Source organism: Planobispora longispora (assembly GCF_016863135.1).
Lineage (GTDB): Bacteria > Actinomycetota > Actinomycetes > Streptosporangiales > Streptosporangiaceae > Planobispora > Planobispora longispora.
Window position 1 is genome coordinate 39,470 of the sequence record NZ_BOOH01000004.1, and the last position, 17,064, is coordinate 56,533.

Annotated in this window: 12 protein-coding genes and 1 tRNA gene; 2 read left to right on the forward strand and 11 right to left on the reverse strand. The window is 70.0% G+C overall.

All coding sequences use genetic code 11. From position 1 onward, the window contains the following. The first annotated feature begins 1 nt into the window (after nt 1). A complete protein-coding gene (locus Plo01_RS02520; protein WP_203888820.1) occupies nt 2-544 on the forward strand; it encodes a S26 family signal peptidase in 543 nt (180 codons plus the stop codon). 105 nt (nt 545-649) lie between these two features. On the opposite strand, the gene Plo01_RS02525 is transcribed toward Plo01_RS02520, so the two are convergent. The 6 genes from Plo01_RS02525 to Plo01_RS02550 form a co-directional block, all read right to left on the reverse strand. Continuing rightward, nucleotides 650-1,363: an ABC transporter ATP-binding protein gene (locus Plo01_RS02525; RefSeq protein WP_203888821.1), complete on the reverse strand. Its 714-nt coding sequence runs from the start codon at nt 1,361-1,363 to the stop codon at nt 650-652. Next, nucleotides 1,353-2,093 carry an ABC transporter ATP-binding protein gene (locus Plo01_RS02530; RefSeq protein WP_203888925.1) on the reverse strand — a complete coding sequence of 247 codons (741 nt, stop codon included), beginning with the start codon at nt 2,091-2,093 and terminating at the stop codon, nt 1,353-1,355. The genes Plo01_RS02525 and Plo01_RS02530 overlap by 11 nt, the downstream gene beginning before the upstream one ends. A gap of 38 nt (nt 2,094-2,131) precedes the next feature. Further along, nucleotides 2,132-3,253, reverse strand: a complete 1,122-nt coding sequence (locus Plo01_RS02535; protein WP_203888822.1) for a branched-chain amino acid ABC transporter permease — start codon at nt 3,251-3,253, stop codon at nt 2,132-2,134. Continuing rightward, complete coding sequence (locus Plo01_RS02540; protein ID WP_307837351.1) at nt 3,250-4,227, reverse strand: branched-chain amino acid ABC transporter permease; 978 nt, start codon at nt 4,225-4,227, stop codon at nt 3,250-3,252. The genes Plo01_RS02535 and Plo01_RS02540 overlap by 4 nt, the downstream gene beginning before the upstream one ends. A 101-nt stretch (nt 4,228-4,328) precedes the next feature. Further along, the gene (locus tag Plo01_RS02545) at nt 4,329-5,483 is read right to left on the reverse strand and encodes a branched-chain amino acid ABC transporter substrate-binding protein (protein WP_275415354.1); all 1,155 of its coding nucleotides are present in this window, start codon (nt 5,481-5,483) and stop codon (nt 4,329-4,331) included. Between the two features lie 384 nt (nt 5,484-5,867). Further along, the gene (locus Plo01_RS02550; RefSeq protein ID WP_239315815.1) at nt 5,868-6,458 is read right to left on the reverse strand and encodes an ANTAR domain-containing response regulator; all 591 of its coding nucleotides are present in this window, start codon (nt 6,456-6,458) and stop codon (nt 5,868-5,870) included. Nucleotides 6,459-6,568: 110 nt separating this feature from the next. On the opposite strand from Plo01_RS02550, the gene Plo01_RS02555 reads away from it, so the two are divergent. Next, nucleotides 6,569-6,644, forward strand: a tRNA-Leu gene (locus Plo01_RS02555). Nucleotides 6,645-6,871: 227 nt separating this feature from the next. Here the strand turns inward: Plo01_RS02555 and pyk are convergent. The 5 genes from pyk to gltB form a co-directional block, all read right to left on the reverse strand. Then, the gene (gene pyk / locus Plo01_RS02560) at nt 6,872-8,302 is read right to left on the reverse strand and encodes a pyruvate kinase (RefSeq protein WP_203888824.1); all 1,431 of its coding nucleotides are present in this window, start codon (nt 8,300-8,302) and stop codon (nt 6,872-6,874) included. Between the two features lie 78 nt (nt 8,303-8,380). Continuing rightward, a complete protein-coding gene (locus Plo01_RS02565; RefSeq protein ID WP_203888825.1) occupies nt 8,381-8,764 on the reverse strand; it encodes a DUF2784 domain-containing protein in 384 nt (127 codons plus the stop codon). Nucleotides 8,765-8,903: 139 nt separating this feature from the next. Next, entirely contained in the window at nt 8,904-10,598 is a 1,695-nt protein-coding gene (locus tag Plo01_RS02570; RefSeq protein ID WP_203888826.1) for a S8 family peptidase, read from the reverse strand. A 243-nt stretch (nt 10,599-10,841) separates the two neighbouring features. Further along, on the reverse strand, nt 10,842-12,320 hold the full coding sequence (locus tag Plo01_RS02575; protein ID WP_203888827.1) for a glutamate synthase subunit beta: 1,479 nt from the start codon (nt 12,318-12,320) through the stop codon (nt 10,842-10,844). A 65-nt stretch (nt 12,321-12,385) separates the two neighbouring features. Then, complete coding sequence (gltB, locus tag Plo01_RS02580; protein WP_203888828.1) at nt 12,386-16,918, reverse strand: glutamate synthase large subunit; 4,533 nt, start codon at nt 16,916-16,918, stop codon at nt 12,386-12,388. Nucleotides 16,919-17,064: the final 146 nt, after the last annotated feature.

Here is a 17,064-nt window from a genome sequence, read left to right on the forward strand (position 1 = left end):
CATGCTCGGTGTGATCCTCGCCGGCGCGCTGTCGGCGGCCGGTCTCCTGTTCGTGTGCGCGCTCGTCCCGGTGCTGACCGGCCGGGTGTTCACGGTGAACGTGAACGGCCGGAGCATGGAGCCGACGCTCCGGCCGGGCCAGAGAGTGCTCATCCGGCGCCGTCCGGGCCGAGGGCTCCGGCCGGGAGCCCTGGTGCTGCTGCGGGGCCCCGGCACCGCCGCAGGCCCCGCCCCGGGAAACGCGCCTCACGGCGCGCCGGACCTGCCGGGTACGGCGCCGCTCCTCATCAAGAGGGTGATCGCCGTACCCGGTGATCCGGTGCCCGCGGAGTTCGAACGCAGCACGGGGACGCCCGCGGGGTCACCCGTGCCGGAAGGAAAGATCATCATCCGGGGCGACAATCCCCGCTACAGCGTGGATTCCCTCATGACCGGGTTCTACGGAATCGACATGGTCGTCGGCACGGCCCTGCGCCCCGCGGCCGTGTTCCGCGGCCTCTTCCGGCCGGTCATCCGCCGGGACCCGTCCGGCGCCGGCCGATGAAGCGGACCGCTCGGCGCCGGCGGCGGTGATCCGTCGCCGGGCCGGTGCGTCCGTGGCGCGGGCGGGAGAGCCGGCGGGGCCGGTTCCTCTCCCACCCGGCCCGGATCAGTGCTCCAGGCCCGCGCCCAGGTAGGCGGCCTGGACCGCGGGGTCGTTCAGCAGCTCCGACGCCGGGGCGCTCTTGACGATCCTGCCGGTTTCCAGGATGTAGGCCCGGTGCGCGATCTGCAGCGCCTGCGAGGCGTTCTGCTCGATCAGCAGCACCGTCGTGCCGCGCCGGTTGATCTCCTTGACGATCTCGAAGATCTGCGCCACCAGCATCGGCGCCAGGCCCATCGAGGGCTCGTCCAGCAGCAGCACCTTCGGCTTGGTCATCAGCGCCCGGCCGATCGCGACCATCTGCTGCTCACCGCCCGACATGGTGCCGCCCAGCTGCGTGCGGCGCTCGGCCAGCCGGGGGAACAGCTCGTAGACCTCCGCGAGGTCCTTGTCCAGCTCCCCCTTGCGGGCGTACGCGCCCATCAGCAGGTTCTCGTGCACCGTCATGCCGGGGAACACGCCGCGGCCCTCGGGGGCCTGGCCGATCCCGGCGATCACCCGCTTGTGCCCGGGCACCTTGGAGATGTCCCGGCCGTCGAAGGAGATGCTGCCCGACGACAGGCTGCGGATCCCCGAGATCGTGCGCAGCGTCGTCGTCTTGCCCGCGCCGTTCGCGCCGATCAGCGTGACGATCTCACCCTGGTCGACCTCCAGCGACACCCCGTGGAGCGCCTGGATCTTTCCGTAGTGGACGTTGATGTCCTTGACCTCAAGAAGCATCTGCGGGAGCCCCCAAGTACGCCTCGATGACCCTCGGGTCGCGCTGCACGTCGGCAGGGAGACCTTCGGCGATCTTCTGTCCGAAGTCGACCACCGCGACGCGGTCGCTGATGCCCATGACCAGGCTCATGTCGTGCTCGATGAGCAGGACCGTGCGGCCGGCGTCCCGGATCTTCCGGATCAGGCCCTGCAGCGCGACCTTCTCCGCCGGGTTCATGCCCGCCGCCGGCTCGTCCAGCAGCAGCAGCTTCGGATTGGTCGCCAGCGCCCGCGCGATCTCCAGGCGGCGCTGGTCACCGTACGGCAGGTTCTTGGCGAACTCGTGCGAACGCCCCGACACTCCGACGAAGTCGAGCAGCTCCTCGGCCAGCGCGCGGCCCTCCCGCTCCTCCCGGCGGTGCACCGGCAGGCCCAGACCCGCGCTGAGCGCCCCCGCCCGGTGGTGCGCGTCCGCGCCCACCAGGACGTTCTCCATCGCCGACATGTTCTGGAACAAGCGGATGTTCTGGAACGTCCGGGCGATGCCCCGCTTGGTGATCCGGAACCGCTTCATGCCGTCGATCCGGCTGCCGTCGAACAGCACCCGGCCCTTCGTCGGCCGGTAGACACCGGTGATCACGTTGAACACCGTCGTCTTGCCCGCGCCGTTCGGGCCGATCAGCGCGAAGATCTCACCCTCACGCACGTTCAGCTCCATCTCACGCAGGGCGGTCACACCGCCGAACTGCATGACGACGTTGTCGAGCTTGAGGAGATCCTTGGCCTCGCTCACTTCGCCACCTCCGCGGCCTCGACGCTGTCCGGGCCGCCGACCTCGGCGCCCAGGCTGCCCATGCCGCCCGTTCCCGCTTTCAGCTCGGCCTTGCGCTGCCTCGACGGGATCAGGCCCTCCGGCCGGAGCGCCATCATGAGCACCAGCACCGCGCCGAAGACCAGGATCCGGTACTCCGCGAAGCCGCGGAACCGCTCCGGCAGCCACGCCACCAGGAACGCGCCCAGCATCACGCCGGGGATGTTCCCCGAACCGCCGAGCACCACGGCCGCCAGGATCGTCGCCGACAGCATGAACGGGAAGTCCTGCGGCACGATCGAGATGACCTTGCCCGCCCAGAAGACGCCCGTCGCGCCGCCGATCGCCGCGCCGGTCGCGAACGCCAGCAGCTTGAACTTGTACGTCGGGACGCCCATCACCTCGGCGGCGTCCTCGTCCTCCCGGATCGCCGCCCAGGCGCGGCCCACCCGGCTGTGGTCCCAGCGGACCGTCAGGATGATCACGATCGCGCAGAGCAGCACCAGCAGGTAGTAGTACGGCCGGGAGTCCAGCAGGCCGTACTTGAAGATCTCGTGGCCGAAGAAGACCACACCCTCGACGCTCGGCGGGTGCGGGATGCCGGCGATGCCGTTGGTGCCGCCGATCGCCTCGGTGTTCACCGCCGTGATACGGACGATCTCACCGAAGCCCAGCGTGACGATCGCCAGGTAGTCACCGCGCAGCCGCAGCGTCGGCGCGCCCAGGATGATGCCCGACACCGCGGCCATCAGCACCGCGATCGGCAGGATGGCCCAGAAGTTCCACTCGGTCTGGGTGCCGATGTACGCGATGTGGTAGGCGCCGATCGCGAAGAACGCCACGAACCCCAGGTCCAGCAGGCCGGCCTTGCCCACCACGATGTTGAGACCGAGCGCGAGCAGGATGTACACGCCGATCGGGAAGAACAGGACGTCCCCCCACGACACGTGCGGCGACATGAAGGACGAGATCGGCAGGGACGGAAGCGCCAGCGCGAGCACGAACAGCGCGGCGTAGACGATCCAGCGCTGCCAGCCGGGCAACCCGGCCCAGGTGTCGTGGATCGTGTCGAAGACGCCGGAGACTCGGTTCTTTATCATGCGCGGGCCACCTGAAGGGATTCACCGAGAATACCGGTGGGGCGGAACATGAGCACCAGGACCAGGATGATGAACGCCACCACGTCCAGCCAGGCGCTGCCGAAGAAAGAGGCGCCGTAGTTCTCGACGAGTCCCAGCACGAACCCGCCCACCAGCGCGCCCCGCACGTTGCCGATGCCGCCGAGCACCGCCGCCGTGAACGCCTTGATGCCCAGCAGGAAGCCGATGTTGAACCGGGTGTTCTCGTACTTCAGCAGCCAGAGCGTCCCGGCCACACCGGCCATCGCACCGCCGATGAGGAACGTCGTCCGGACCACCCGGTCGATGTTCACACCCATCAGCACCGCCGTCTGCGGATCCTGGGCCGTCGCGCGGATACCGCGACCGATCTTGGTGCGGTTCACCAGCAGGTCGAGGAGGATCATCATCATCACCGCGGCGCCCAGAACCAGAACCTGGTCGTTGGTCACCGTCAGGTTCCCGATGGTGAACAGCTCCTCGCGCTGCATGAAGCGCTTGACGCCGATGATGTTCCGGCCCTGTCCCGGCCGGTCGAACAGCCAGGGGATGACCACCAGGGCGAAGAACTCCGCCAGGAACAGGGAGGCGCCGATCGCCGAGATCAGTGCCGCCAGCCGGGAGGATCCGCGCTTGCGCAGCGGACGGTAGGCGATCTGCTCCAGCAGCACCGCGGTGCCGCCCGAGGCGAGCATGCCCACCACCGCCATGAGCATGAGCAGCCCTATCAGGGCCACTCCGCTCACCGGGGAGCTGATCCCCAGAGTCGTCAGCACCACCAGCGAACCCATGGTGCCGATCATGAAGATCTCGGAGTGCGCGAAGTTGATCAGCCGCAGCACGCCGTAGACCATTGTGTAGCCGAGGGCGACCAGAGCGTAGATGGAGCCCTTGATGAGGCCGTCCATCGTTTGCGGCCAGAACTGGCTGACGAGGTTGTTGAAGTTATCCAGCACGTTCGTCGCTTTCAGGGATGAGGACCGACCCCGCGTGCGCGAGGAGCGAGGGCGCCGTGGCGCCCTCGCTCCCGCGCTACACGAAGACCGTCAGGTCCGAACTAGCCGATGGTCGCTTCCGTGGAGTTGCCGACGGAGACGATCTCGCCGCCCTTCACCTGGTAGATGTAGACGTTCTTGTCCTCGACCTCACCCTTGTCGGTGAACTTGACCTGCTTGCCCAGACCCTGGAAGTCAACGGTCTTCAGGAAGTCGTTGATCTTCACCGGGTCGGTGTTGCCGGCCTCGATCGCCTTGATGAACGCGCTGGCGGCGTCGTAGCCCTCGGTGGCGTAGATCTCGGGAAGCTGACCCGAGAACTTCGACTTGAAGGTGTCGGTGAACTTCTTGGAGTTCTCGTCCTGCGCGGCCCACGCGTAAGCGATCTTGCAGGGGCAGGACAGCAGCGCGCCCTCGGCCTGCTCGGCGCCCGCGCCCTCGATCAGCTGGGTGTGCAGCGAGCCGTCGCCGGACATGAAGCCGGCCTTGATGCCCTTGTCACGCAGCTGCTTGAGCAGCGGACCCGCCTGGGCGTAGTAACCGCCGAAGAACACGAAGTCCGGGTTGAACGCCGCGACCTTGTTCACGGTCGAGGAGAAGTCCGTCGCCGTGGCCTCGAAGGAGTCGGTCTGAACCTCGGCGCTGGAGCCCAGGGCCTTCTGCACCGCCTGGCCCAGGCCCTGGCCGTAGGCGGACTTGTCGTCGATGACGAACGCCTTCTTCGGCTTCACCGCGCGGGCGACGAACTCGGCGGCCGCCGGGCCCTGGACGTCGTCGTTGGCCACGACACGGTGCCAGAACTGCATCCCGGCGTCGGCCAGCGCCGTACGCGTCGCGGACGGCGACACGCTCGGGATCTTCGCCTCCTCCAGGATGGGCTGCACCTGCTGCGACTCACCGGAGAAGGCCGGGCCGATGATGCCCACGACCTTGTGCTCAGTGATAGCCGTCTTCGCCAGGTTGGCCGCCGTGCTCGGGTCCGCCTTGGAGTCCAGCGGAACCAGCTCGATCTTCACCTTCGGGTTCTTCGCGTTGTACTCGTCGATCGCGAGCTGCGCGCCGTTCCGCGGCGGAATCACGATCGCCGCGTTGTCACCGGTCAAGTCGCCGATGAAACCAATCTTCACGCTCGTCGGAGCCGCACCCGTGTCGCCGCCCCCCGGAGTGGTCCCCGTCTCGCCCCCGCCACAGGCGGCAAGGGCAAGCGAGAGCGCCACGCCGGCAGCAAGGACTCCACCGAGGCGAGCAGTCTTAGGCCGCAAGGTTGCCTTCCTTTCACCCGGTCCATGGTCAGGACCAGGTTCACAGATGCCCTCCCCTGGCGGAGTGGCCAGGGGGTGTGTCGGTTAGTACAGCCAGCGGATGTCACAGGTCGATACAGGAGAGCCCTACGTTACCGCTTCGTTATTACACCGATTCTTTTCGGCTACTAGCCACAAAAGCCATGGTCACCGCCAACCTGCGATCTCTCCAAGCCGACACACCGGACATGAAGAAGCCCGCGCACGCCCTCCATCCAAAGCATGCGCGGGCTCACCCGCAAGACCCTCCTGCGTCCCAGCCGCCACACGGGCCCCTGACAGTCTCCGGTCAGAGTCCGGTCAGCCCTCCGAGGCCCCCGGCGCCTCCCCCACCACGATCTGCGCCACCTGGCGCATGCTCAGCCGGCGGTCCATCGACGCCTTCTGGATCCACCGGAACGCCTGCGGCTCGCTCCACCCGTGCTCGGCCATCAGCAGGCCCTTCGCCCGCTCCACCAGCTTGCGCGTCTCCAGCCGCTCCGAAAGCGTCCCCACCTCGCGCTCCAGCGCCGCGATCTCCTCGTGACGGCTCACCGCCATCTCGATCGCCGGCACCAGATCCGACTTCGTGAACGGCTTCACCAGGTAGGCCATGGCCCCCGCGTCCCGGGCCCGCTCCACCAGGTCCCGCTGCGAGAACGCGGTCAAAATCAGACACGGCGCGATCCGGCGCGACACGATCTGCTCGGCGGCGGAGATCCCGTCCAGCACCGGCATCTTCACATCCAGGATCACCAGATCCGGCTTGAGCTCCAGCGCCAGCTTGACCGCCGCCTCCCCGTCCCCGGCCTCGCCGACGACGGCGTACCCGTCCTCTTCCAGCATCTCCTTCAGGTCGAGGCGGATCAACGCCTCGTCTTCCGCGATCACCACTCGCCGCTGCGTACTCACGAGCAAGAGGGTACAGACGTCGGCTAGATTAGGACCACGCCGGTCTCCGCGACTGATCCACTTCCGGGTAAACTCGGAGTAGGCACCCAATCCGGACAAATCCGGAATATGCCCCGATATCCCAACGGCAGAGGAAATGGTCTCAAACACCATCTAGTGTGGGTTCGAATCCCACTCGGGGCACCACTCCACCTCACGATCATCGAGTCGGGAGGTTCCGCCACACCCGCTCGGGACGCCCTTCGCACCTGCGGCGTCACCGCGCGCAAGGGGCCCCGCCCCCTCTTCGAGAACGAGCCCGGGCACATGTTCCGCATGGCCGGGATACGCACGCGGGGACCTGCGCCCGTCGGGTGAGGCGCAGGTCCCCGGTCGTCTCGCGCGGCCGTCCCCGGGAAGGCCGCATCCGCCGGTCAGACGGGATGGGCGACGGCCGAGCCGATGGTGTGGACGCGCAGGGCGTTGGTGGAGCCGGCGGTGCCGGGCGGGGAGCCGGCCACGATGACGACCTTGTCGCCCTTCTCCAGGCGGGCGTGGGCCAGGAGGGCGGCCTCGACCTGGCGGACCATGTCGTCGGTGTGGTGGACGAAGGGGACCTCGAAGGTCTCCACTCCCCAGGTGAGGGCGAGCTGGCCGCGGACGTGGGGCGCGGAGGTGAAGGCGAGCAGCGGGATGGGCGAGCGGTAGCGGGCCAGGCGGCGCGCGGTCTCACCGGACATGGTGAAGGCGACGAGGGCCTTGGCCCCGACGATGGCGCCGACCTCGGCGGCGGCGCGGGCGATGGCGCCGCCGGTGGTCTCGGGGCGCCGGTCGAGGCTGTGGGTGGCCTCCAGGACGGAGTGCTCGGCGGAGGTGGCGATGCGGCTCATGGTGGCGACGGACTCGATGGGATAGGTGCCGACGGAGGTCTCGCCGGAGAGCATGACGGCGTCGGCGCCGTCCATGACGGCGTAGGCGACGTCGGAGGCCTCGGCGCGGGTGGGCCGGGGGGCGCTCATCATGGAGTCGAGCATCTGGGTGGCGACGATGACGGGGCGGGCCTTCTCACGGCAGAGCTCGATGGCGCGCCGCTGGACGACCGGGACCTCTTCGAGGGGGAGCTCGACGCCGAGGTCGCCGCGGGCGACCATGATGCCGTCGAAGGCCTCGATGATCTCGGGGAGGCGCTCGACGGCCTGCGGCTTCTCGATCTTGGCGAGCAGGGGGAGGCGGACGCCCTCCTGCTCCATGATGTTGCGGACGACGTCGGCGTCGGAGGGACGGCGGACGAAGGACAGGGCGATGAGGTCGAAGCCGGTGCGCAGGGCCCAGCGGAGGTCGGCCTCGTCCTTGTCGGTGAGGGCCGGGGCGCTGACGTTGACGCCGGGCAGGTTGAGGCCCTTGTTGTCGGAGATCATGCCGCCGATGACGACGCGGGTGGTGACGCGGGGACCGTCGACCCTGGTGACCTCGAGGTGGACGCGGCCGTCGTCGACGAGGATGCTGTCGCCGGGGCGGACGTCCTTGGGGAGGCCGAGGTAGGTGGTGGAGACCTGCTCGCGGTCGCCGGGGACCCCTTCGGTGGTGATGGTGAAGACGTCGCCGAAGCCGAGGCGGACGGGACCCTCCTCGAACTTGCCGACACGGATCTTGGGGCCCTGCAGGTCGGCGAGGACGCCTACGCCGCGGCCGAGGTCGGCGGCCGCCTCCTTCAGCCTGTCGTAGACCTCTTTGTGCAGCTCGTGGCTGCCGTGGCTGAGGTTGAAACGGGCCACGTCCATGCCTGCGGCGATGAGTTCGCGGAGGCGTTCGAGTGAGGAGGTGGCAGGGCCGAGAGTGCAGACGATTTTCGCGCGACGAGTCACGGGTCCCACCCTAATTGGTACAGACCACTTGGGAGTGACGGGGGTCATATCGCCGATGAAAAACTCGGTGACGTAACGCTACTCCTGGTTGACGTGGGGTGGCGAATCGGCCCCCCGTTTCATGCGGAAGTAACCGATCCAGGAGATCAGCACGAGGGCGGCGACGGCGAGGCGGGCCAGATTCGTGTGTTCCTCCGGGTAGATCACTCCTTCGACGTAGTGGTCGATGAACCCGCTGGAGGGCAGCCCTTCCTGTCCGGCGTTGCGGCGCCCCCAGTCCTCGACGACGGTCAGGGGGCATTCCACCCCGGTGACGACGGACAGGACGCCCCAGGCGGCGACGGCGAGGTGGGCCGCGATGAGGCGGGGCCAGCGCCAGGAGAGGAAGCCGCCGACGGCCATGAAGACGAGGAAGAGGAAGTGCACGACCATCGCCGCTTCCCCGATGAGGCGGTACGTCATGTCTCCACGCTAGGCAGCGGGGGGCGGCTGCGGTATCCGTACTCCTACTCAGGTCGCGGATCTCGTCCCTGGCGCGCCGGGCTCTTCCGGCCGGGCCGCCCCGCCGGGGGCCGAGCCGTATGCCGGAGGGGCCGGGACGTCAGCGGGAGGCGGTCGCGGCCTCGGCGGCGTCGACGATGCCGTGGCCGTAGAAGCCGTTGCGGGCTTTCCTGCCCTCGCAGACGTGGGTGTCCTTCCCCTGGCCCAGGTCGTAGACGTACGCCTTGGGCGACGGGCAGCCCCTGGCGGTGGCGGTGGCGTAGAGCAGGCGTTCGACGTCGGCCGGGGGCATGGTGACGCCGTCGGCGGAGGGGGCGCCGAAGCGGGCGACGAGGATGGCGGCGACGCCGGTGGCGTGCGGGGCGGCCATGGAGGTGCCCGCGAGGTACTGGTAGTAGGCGCAGACGCCGTTCTGGCAGTCGCGGACGACGGCGGAGCTCTTGGGGGCGCCGTCGGCGGCGATGAGGCCCTGCTTGCGGAGCACGTGCTCGGGGGCGGCGGCGAGGATGAGCCGGTTGACGTCGGGGCCGCCGGAGCCGTCGTGTTCGTCGCCGCCGGGCGCCGCGAGGTCGGTCTGCTCGGTGCCGTAGTCGGAGAAGTAGGACTTGCGCTTGCTGGGGCCGACGGCGGAGACGGAGATGACGCCCTTGGACTCGGCGGGGACGTTGAGGCAGGAGTTGTCGACCGTGCGGGTGCGCTCGGTCTCGAGCGGGTAGTCGGGGCTGCTGGTGTCGGTCCTGGGCTTGCCGAGGTCGGTGGAGTTGTTGCCGATGGCGCTGATCAGGGTGACGCCGTGCTCGCGGGCGTAGTCGAGGGCGCGCTGCATGCCGGTGATGATGCCGCGCTGTTCGAGCTGCTCGGCCTTGGAGTCGGCGGGGTTGGCGGCGCAGTTGAACAGCCAGGGGTCGACGTAGTAGCTCATGTTGACGACGTCGATGCCGTTGTCGGCGGCGTAGGTGAGGGCGTCGAGGCTGGGCTTGAGGAAGAACAGGCCGGAGTCCTGCCCGGCGCGCAGGTTGACGATCGTCACCTTGGGGGCGACCCCGGCGATGCCCAGGCCGTTGGCGGGAGAGGCGATGGTGCTGGCCACGTGGGTGCCGTGGCCGTCGTCGTCCCAGTCGGCGGGGTCCTTGCAGCCGTCGAACTCGCAGGGCCCGTCGAGTTCGGCGCCGTTGGGGTCGTCGGGCCGGTCGGTGACGAAGTTGCGGCTGCGGGCGGCGTCGAAGTTGGGGGCGATGTCGGGGTGTTTGCCGTCGACGCCGGTGTCGATGACGCCGACGAGCACTTTGCGGTCGCCGGGTGCGGTGGCGTGGGAGCCGCCGGCGGTGGCGCCGATCATCTTCATGTCCCACTGGCGTGCGGCGAGGGGTTCGGCCTTGCCGCGCTTTCCGAGGAGGGCGTTGCCGTCGGGGAAGGCGGTGGCGGCCGCCGGGGCCGCGGGGAGGCCGCCGGTGCCCGCCGGGGTCGCGGGGAGGGCGGTGGCGGCGCCGATCCTGCGGTCGGAAGAGATTCCGGCGACGGCGTCGCTGGCGGCGAGGGTCTCGACGAACCGCGGGCCGGGGCCCTCGGCGACGATGTAGCGGAGCTTGGGCTCGGTGGACAGCGCGGCCCCGCCGCCGTCGGTGATCGCCCGCAGCGCCCGGTCGCGGGCTCCGTCGGCGTAGAAGACGAGGTAGTCGCGGAGCGGTTCGGCGGCCGTGGCCGTGGCCGTCGCGGGAGCCGCCGCGGCCAGGATCGCGGCCAGTGCGGCCGCCGCCGTCACGCCTGCGAGACGGCGTCCGCGCGCGTACTTCATCGACTCTCCCCCCGTGGAACCAAGGAGCAGCATCTTTCAGCCATACAGCCGACAAAGCAACTTGAGTACTGCCTGATCAGATACTTCCGGCATAAGACGACATGGGCACTTAGTACGGCGAAAGCCCGTTCCACCCCCTCACCGGGCGGGCGGAGAGGGCGGAACGGGCTGCGAGGCCGGTGACCCGCCCGCCGGAACCGTGACCGGACCGGCGGGGCGGGGCGGACGGGAACCCCGCTGATCTCAGACCAGCGGGCGGGCGGTCGGCGGGATCGCGACCGGAAGGGCGGTCTCGCCGGACAGGTAGCGGTCGGCGGCCGCCGCGGCCGAGCGGCCCTCGGCGATCGCCCAGACGATCAGGGACTGGCCGCGGCCCATGTCGCCGGCGACGAAGACGCCCTCCACCTTCGACTGGTAGTCCCTGTCCCGGGCGACGTTGCCGCGGGCGTCGTAGAAGTCCTCGCCGCCCTCGGCCGCCAGGTCGGACAGGAGCGCGCCCTTCTCCGGGCCGATGAAGCCCATGGAGAGGGTGACCAGCTCGGCCGGGATCTCCCGCTCGGTGCCCGGGATCGGCTTGAAGCCGCTCTGCGGGCCCTCGACCTCGACCAGGCGCAGCGCCCGGACGTTGCCGTCGGCGTCGCCGACGAACTCGGTGGTCGAGACCGCGTAGACCCGGTCGCCGCCGCCGTCGGCCAGCTCCTCGTGGGCGCTCTCCATCTTGAACAGGATGGGGAACGTGGGCCACGGCTGGCTGCCGGGGCGGCCGGCCGGGGGCTGCGGCATGATCTCCAGCTGGGTCACCGAGGCGGCGCCCTGGCGGATGGCGGTGCCGATGCAGTCGGCGCCGGTGTCGCCGCCGCCGATCACGACCACGTGCTTGCCCTCGGCCGAGATCGGGGACTCGGCGAAGTCGCCCTCCTGGACCTTGTTGGCCGGCGGGAGGTACTCCATCGCCTGGTAGACGCCCTTCAGGTCGCGCCCGGCGACGGGCAGGTCCCGCCACTGGGTCGCGCCGCCGGCGAGCACGACCGCGTCGAACTCCTCGCGGAGCCGGGCGGCGGTGACGTCCACGCCGACGTCGACGCCGGTGCGGAACTCGGTGCCCTCGGCCCGCATCTGCTCCAGGCGGCGGTCGATGTGCCGCTTCTCCATCTTGAACTCGGGGATGCCGTAGCGGAGCAGGCCGCCGATGCGGTCGGCCCGCTCGAACACCACCACGTCGTGCCCGGCGCGGGTGAGCTGCTGGGCGGCGGCCAGGCCCGCGGGGCCGGAGCCGACGACGGCGACGCGCTTGCCGGTCCTGACCGCGGGGATCTGCGGGGCGACCCAGCCCTCGTCGAAGGCGCGGTCGATGATCTCGACCTCGACCCGCTTGATGGCGACCGGGTCGGAGTTGATGCCGAGGACGCACGCCGCCTCACACGGAGCCGGGCACAGGCGGCCGGTGAACTCCGGGAAGTTGTTGGTGGCGTGCAGCCGCTCGATGGCCTCGCGCCAGTCGTCGCGGTAGACGAGGTCGTTCCACTCGGGGATGAGGTTCCCCAGCGGGCAGCCGTTGTGGCAGAACGGGATGCCGCAGTCCATGCAGCGGGACGCCTGCTTGGTCAGCTTCTCGGCGGGGAAGTCCTGGTAGACCTCCCGCCAGTCGCGGATGCGCACGTCCACCGGGCGGCGCGCCGGCAGCTCGCGCCCGTGGTTCAGGAAACCCTTCGGGTCAGCCATCGGTGTTACCTCCCCTTATCCCTGGAATCCAGCACAGTCGGTCATCATGACCCTTCTCACGGCCCTCACCCCTGAACCGCGGCGGTCATGACCGCCTCGTCGATGTCCCTGCCCTCGAGGCGCGCGGCCTCGGCGGCGAGCAGGACCCGCTTGTAGTCGGTCGGCATGATCTTGCTGAAGCGCGCCGGGTCCCAGTCGGCGAGCAGCTCCTTGGCGACCGTGGAGCCGGTCTCGGCCAGGTGCTTCTCGACGATCTCCCGGAGCTCGTCGGCGTCGGCCTCGCCGACGGCTTCGATCTCGACCATCTCGCGGTTGACGCGGGCGGGGTCGAGGTCGAGCAGGTAGGCGACGCCTCCGGACATGCCGGCCGCGAAGTTGCGGCCGGTGGGGCCGAGGACGACGACCTTGCCGCCGGTCATGTACTCGCAGCCGTGGTCGCCGACGCCCTCGACGACGGCGGTGGCGCCGGAGTTGCGGACGCAGAAGCGCTCGCCCATGACGCCGCGGACGAACACCTCGCCGGAGGTGGCGCCGTACAGGGCGACGTTGCCGGCGATGATGTGGCCGTCGAGGGGGGCCGCGTCGTGCGGCTGGACGGTGATCCGGCCGCCGGACAGGCCCTTGCCGAGGTAGTCGTTGGCGTCGCCGGTCAGGCGGAGCGTGATGCCCTTGGGCACGAAGGCGCCGAAGGAGTTGCCCGCCGAGCCGGTGAAGCGGATGTCGATGGTGTTGTCGGGCAGGCCGGCGCCGCCGTACCGCTTGGTCACCTCGTGGCCGAGCATGGTGCCGACCGTGCGGTTGACGTTGCGGATGGGCAGTTCCAGGGTGACCCGGCGGCCCTCGTTGAGGGCGCCCTCGGCGAGCTGGATCAGGGTGTTGTCCAGCGCCGCGGCCAGGCCGTGGTCCTGCTCGACCGTACGGCGCAGCGCGGTGCCCTCGGGCAGCTCCGGCCGGTGCAGGATGGGCGACAGGTCGAGACCCGCGGCCTTCCAGTGGTCCTCGGCCGAGGCGGTGTCGAGCAGCTCGACGTGGCCGATGGCCTCGTCCAGGGAGCGGAAGCCGAGCGCGGCGAGATACTCGCGGACCTCCTCGGCGATGAACTCGAAGAAGTTGACCACGAACTCCGGCTTGCCGGTGAAGCGCTTGCGCAGCTCGGGGTTCTGGGTGGCGACTCCGACCGGGCAGGTGTCCAGGTGGCACACGCGCATCATGACGCAGCCGGAGACGACCAGCGGGGCGGTGGCGAAGCCGTACTCCTCGGCGCCGAGCAGGGCGGCGATGACGACGTCGCGGCCGGTCTTGAGCTGGCCGTCGACCTGGACGACGATGCGGTCGCGCAGGCCGTTGAGCAGCAGCGTCTGCTGGGTCTCGGCCAGGCCGAGCTCCCAGGGGGCGCCGGCGTGCTTGAGGGAGGTCAGCGGGGAGGCGCCGGTGCCGCCGTCGTGTCCGGAGATGAGCACGACGTCGGCGTGGGCCTTGCTGACGCCCGCCGCGACCGTGCCGACGCCGACCTCGGCCACGAGCTTGACGTGCACGCGGGAGGCGGGGTTGGCGTTCTTCAGGTCGTGGATGAGCTGGGCGAGGTCCTCGATGGAGTAGATGTCGTGGTGCGGCGGCGGCGAGATGAGGCCGACGCCGGGGGTGGAGTGCCGGGTCTTGGCGACCCACGGGTAGACCTTGTGGCCGGGCAGCTGGCCGCCCTCGCCGGGCTTGGCGCCCTGGGCCATCTTGATCTGCAGGTCGTCGGCGTTGACGAGGTACTCGCTGGTGACGCCGAAGCGGCCGGAGGCGACCTGCTTGATGGCGGAGCGGCGGGCCGGGTCGTAGAGGCGCTCGGGGTCCTCGCCGCCCTCGCCGGTGTTGGACTTGCCGCCCAGCCGGTTCATGGCGATCGCGAGGGTCTCGTGGGCCTCCTGGGAGATGGAGCCGTAGGACATGGCTCCGGTGGAGAACCGCTTGACGATCTCGCTGACCGGCTCGACCTCGTCGATCGGGACCGGCGGGCGCTCGCCGTCGCGCAGGCGGAACAGGCCGCGCAGCGTCATGAGCTTCTCCGCCTGGGAGTCCACGAGGTTCGTGTACTCCTTGAAGATCTCGTAGCGGCGGGTGCGGGTGGCGTGCTGGAGCTTGAAGACCGTCTCGGGGTTGAACAGGTGCGGCTCGCCCTCGCGGCGCCACTGGTACTCGCCGCCGACCTCCAGGCGGCGGTGGGCCCGGGAGCCGGCCACGCGCGGGTAGGCGCGGCGGTGCCGCTCGGCGGTCTCGCGCGCCAGGACGTCGAAGTCGACGCCGCCCAGGCGGGAGGTGGTCCCGGCGAAGCAGGTGTCGATGACCTGCTGGCCGAGTCCGAGCGCCTCGAAGATCTGCGCGCCGGTGTAGGAGGCGACGGTGGACACGCCCATCTTGGACATGACCTTCAGGACGCCCTTGCCGTACGCCTTGATGAGGTTGCGCACGGCCTTGTGCCGGTCGACGGCGAGGGCGCCGGAGTCGACGAGGTCCTCGACGGTCTCGATCGCGAGGTAGGGGTTGACCGCGCCGGCGCCGTAGCCGACGAGCAGGGCCATGTGGTGGCACTCGCGGGCGTCGCCGGTCTCGATGACCAGGCCGACGCGGGTGCGGGTCTTCTCGGCGATGAGGTGGTGGTGGACCGCGCCGGTGAGCATCAGCGACGGGATGGGGGCGAGCGTCTCGGAGGAGCCGCGGTCGGACAGCACGATGATGCGCGCGCCGTCGCGGATGGCCTGGGAGACCTCGGCCCGGATCTCCTCCAGGCGGCGGAGCAGGGCCTCGCCGCCGCCCTCGACCTCGTACAGGCCGGAGACGACGTGCGGCTGGAAGCCGGGGAGGGCGCCCTCGTCGTTGATGTGGATGATCTTGGCGAGCTCGTCGTTGTCGATCACCGGGTACGGCAGGACCAGCTGGCGGCAGGAGGCCGGGCCCGGGTCGAGCAGGTTGCCCTCGGGGCCCAGGGTGCTGGCCAGGGAGGTGACGAGCTCCTCGCGGATGGCGTCCAGCGGCGGGTTGGTGACCTGCGCGAACAGCTGGCTGAAGTAGTCGAACAGCAGCCGGGGCTTCTCGCTGAGCACGGCGACGGGGGTGTCGGTGCCCATCGAGCCGATCGGCTCGATGCCGGTCTTCGCCATCGGGCTGAGGATGACGCGCAGCTCCTCCTCGGTGTAGCCGAAGGTCTGCTGCCGCTTGACGAGCGCCTCGCGGGTGTCGCCCTCGACTCCGTCGGGCTGCACGCCGCGGGTGCGGGCGGGCAGTTCCTCGAAGCGGACCAGGCCGGCGTGGAGCCACTCCTCGTAGGGGAGTTCGGCGGCGAGCTCGGACTTGATCTCGTCGTCCTCGATGATCTTGCCGCGGGCGGTGTCGATCAGGAACATCCGGCCGGGCTGCAGGCGGCCCTTGCGGACCACGCGCTCGGGGGCGATGTCGAGGACGCCGGCCTCGGAGCCGAGGACCACGAGACCGTCGTCGGTGACCCAGAAGCGGCCCGGGCGCAGGCCGTTGCGGTCGAGGACGGCGCCGACGAGGGTGCCGTCGGAGAAGCTGATCGAGGCGGGGCCGTCCCAGGCCTCCATCAGGGAGGCGTGGAACTCGTAGAAGGCCCGCCGGGCGGGGTCCATCTCGGTGTGGTTCTCCCACGCCTCGGGGATCATCATCAGCACGGCGTGCGGCAGCGAGCGGCCGGCGAGGTGGAGCAGCTCCAGCGCCTCGTCGAAGGAGCCGGTGTCGGAGCTGTCGGGGTTGCAGATCGGGAACAGGCGCGACAGGTCGCCGGGGATGTTCGCGGTCGCCAGCATGGCCTCGCGGGCGCGCATCCAGTTGCGGTTGCCCTTGACCGTGTTGATCTCACCGTTGTGGGCGATGTAGCGGTACGGGTGCGCCAGCGGCCACGACGGGAAGGTGTTGGTGGAGAAGCGCGAGTGGACCAGCGCGATCGCGGTCTCGTAGCGCTCGTCGCTCAGGTCGGGGAAGAACGGCTCGACCTGGCCGGGGGTGAGCATGCCCTTGTAGACGATCGTCCGGGACGACAGCGAGGGGAAGTAGACGTCCGCCTCGTGCTCGGCGCGCTTGCGCAGGCAGAAGGCCAGCCGGTCCAGCTCCAGGCCGGACTCGCCGCCCGGGGAGGAGACGAACAGCTGGCGGAAGAACGGCATCACGGCGCGGGCGCTCGGGCCGGGCAGCTCCCGGGTGACCGGGACGTCGCGCCAGCCGAGGACGGTCAGGCCCTCTTCGGCGGCGATGCCCTCGATCAGCCGCTCGGCGGAGGCGCGGGCCTGCGGGTCGGCCGGCAGGAAGGCCGCGCCGGCGGCGTAGCGGCCGGCCGCGGGCAGCTCGAAGGGCACGACCGCGCGGAGGAGGCCGTCGGGGATCTGCGTGAGGATCCCGGCGCCGTCGCCGGTGTCCGGTTCACTACCCTGGGCCCCCCGGTGGTCAAGGTTGCACAGCGCCGTCAGGGCCTTCGTGACGATGTCGTGGCTGCGTCGTCCGGCCACGTCCGCGACCATGGCGACACCGCAGGCGTCATGCTCGTGCGAAGGGTGGTACAGGCCCTGGGGCTCGGGAAAGCCGAGGCGGGCAGCAGGCATTGAATCCCTCCCGTCGTCTTCTTCTGCTTCGTCTGGACAAGCAAAGGGACGACGTTGGCCCTGCTGCGTGGTGTGTAGACATTACCGTACCCTGCCGGAAACCTGCCTACCCGGCCCTTACGAAGGCGATTTGGTGCGAGTTTCAC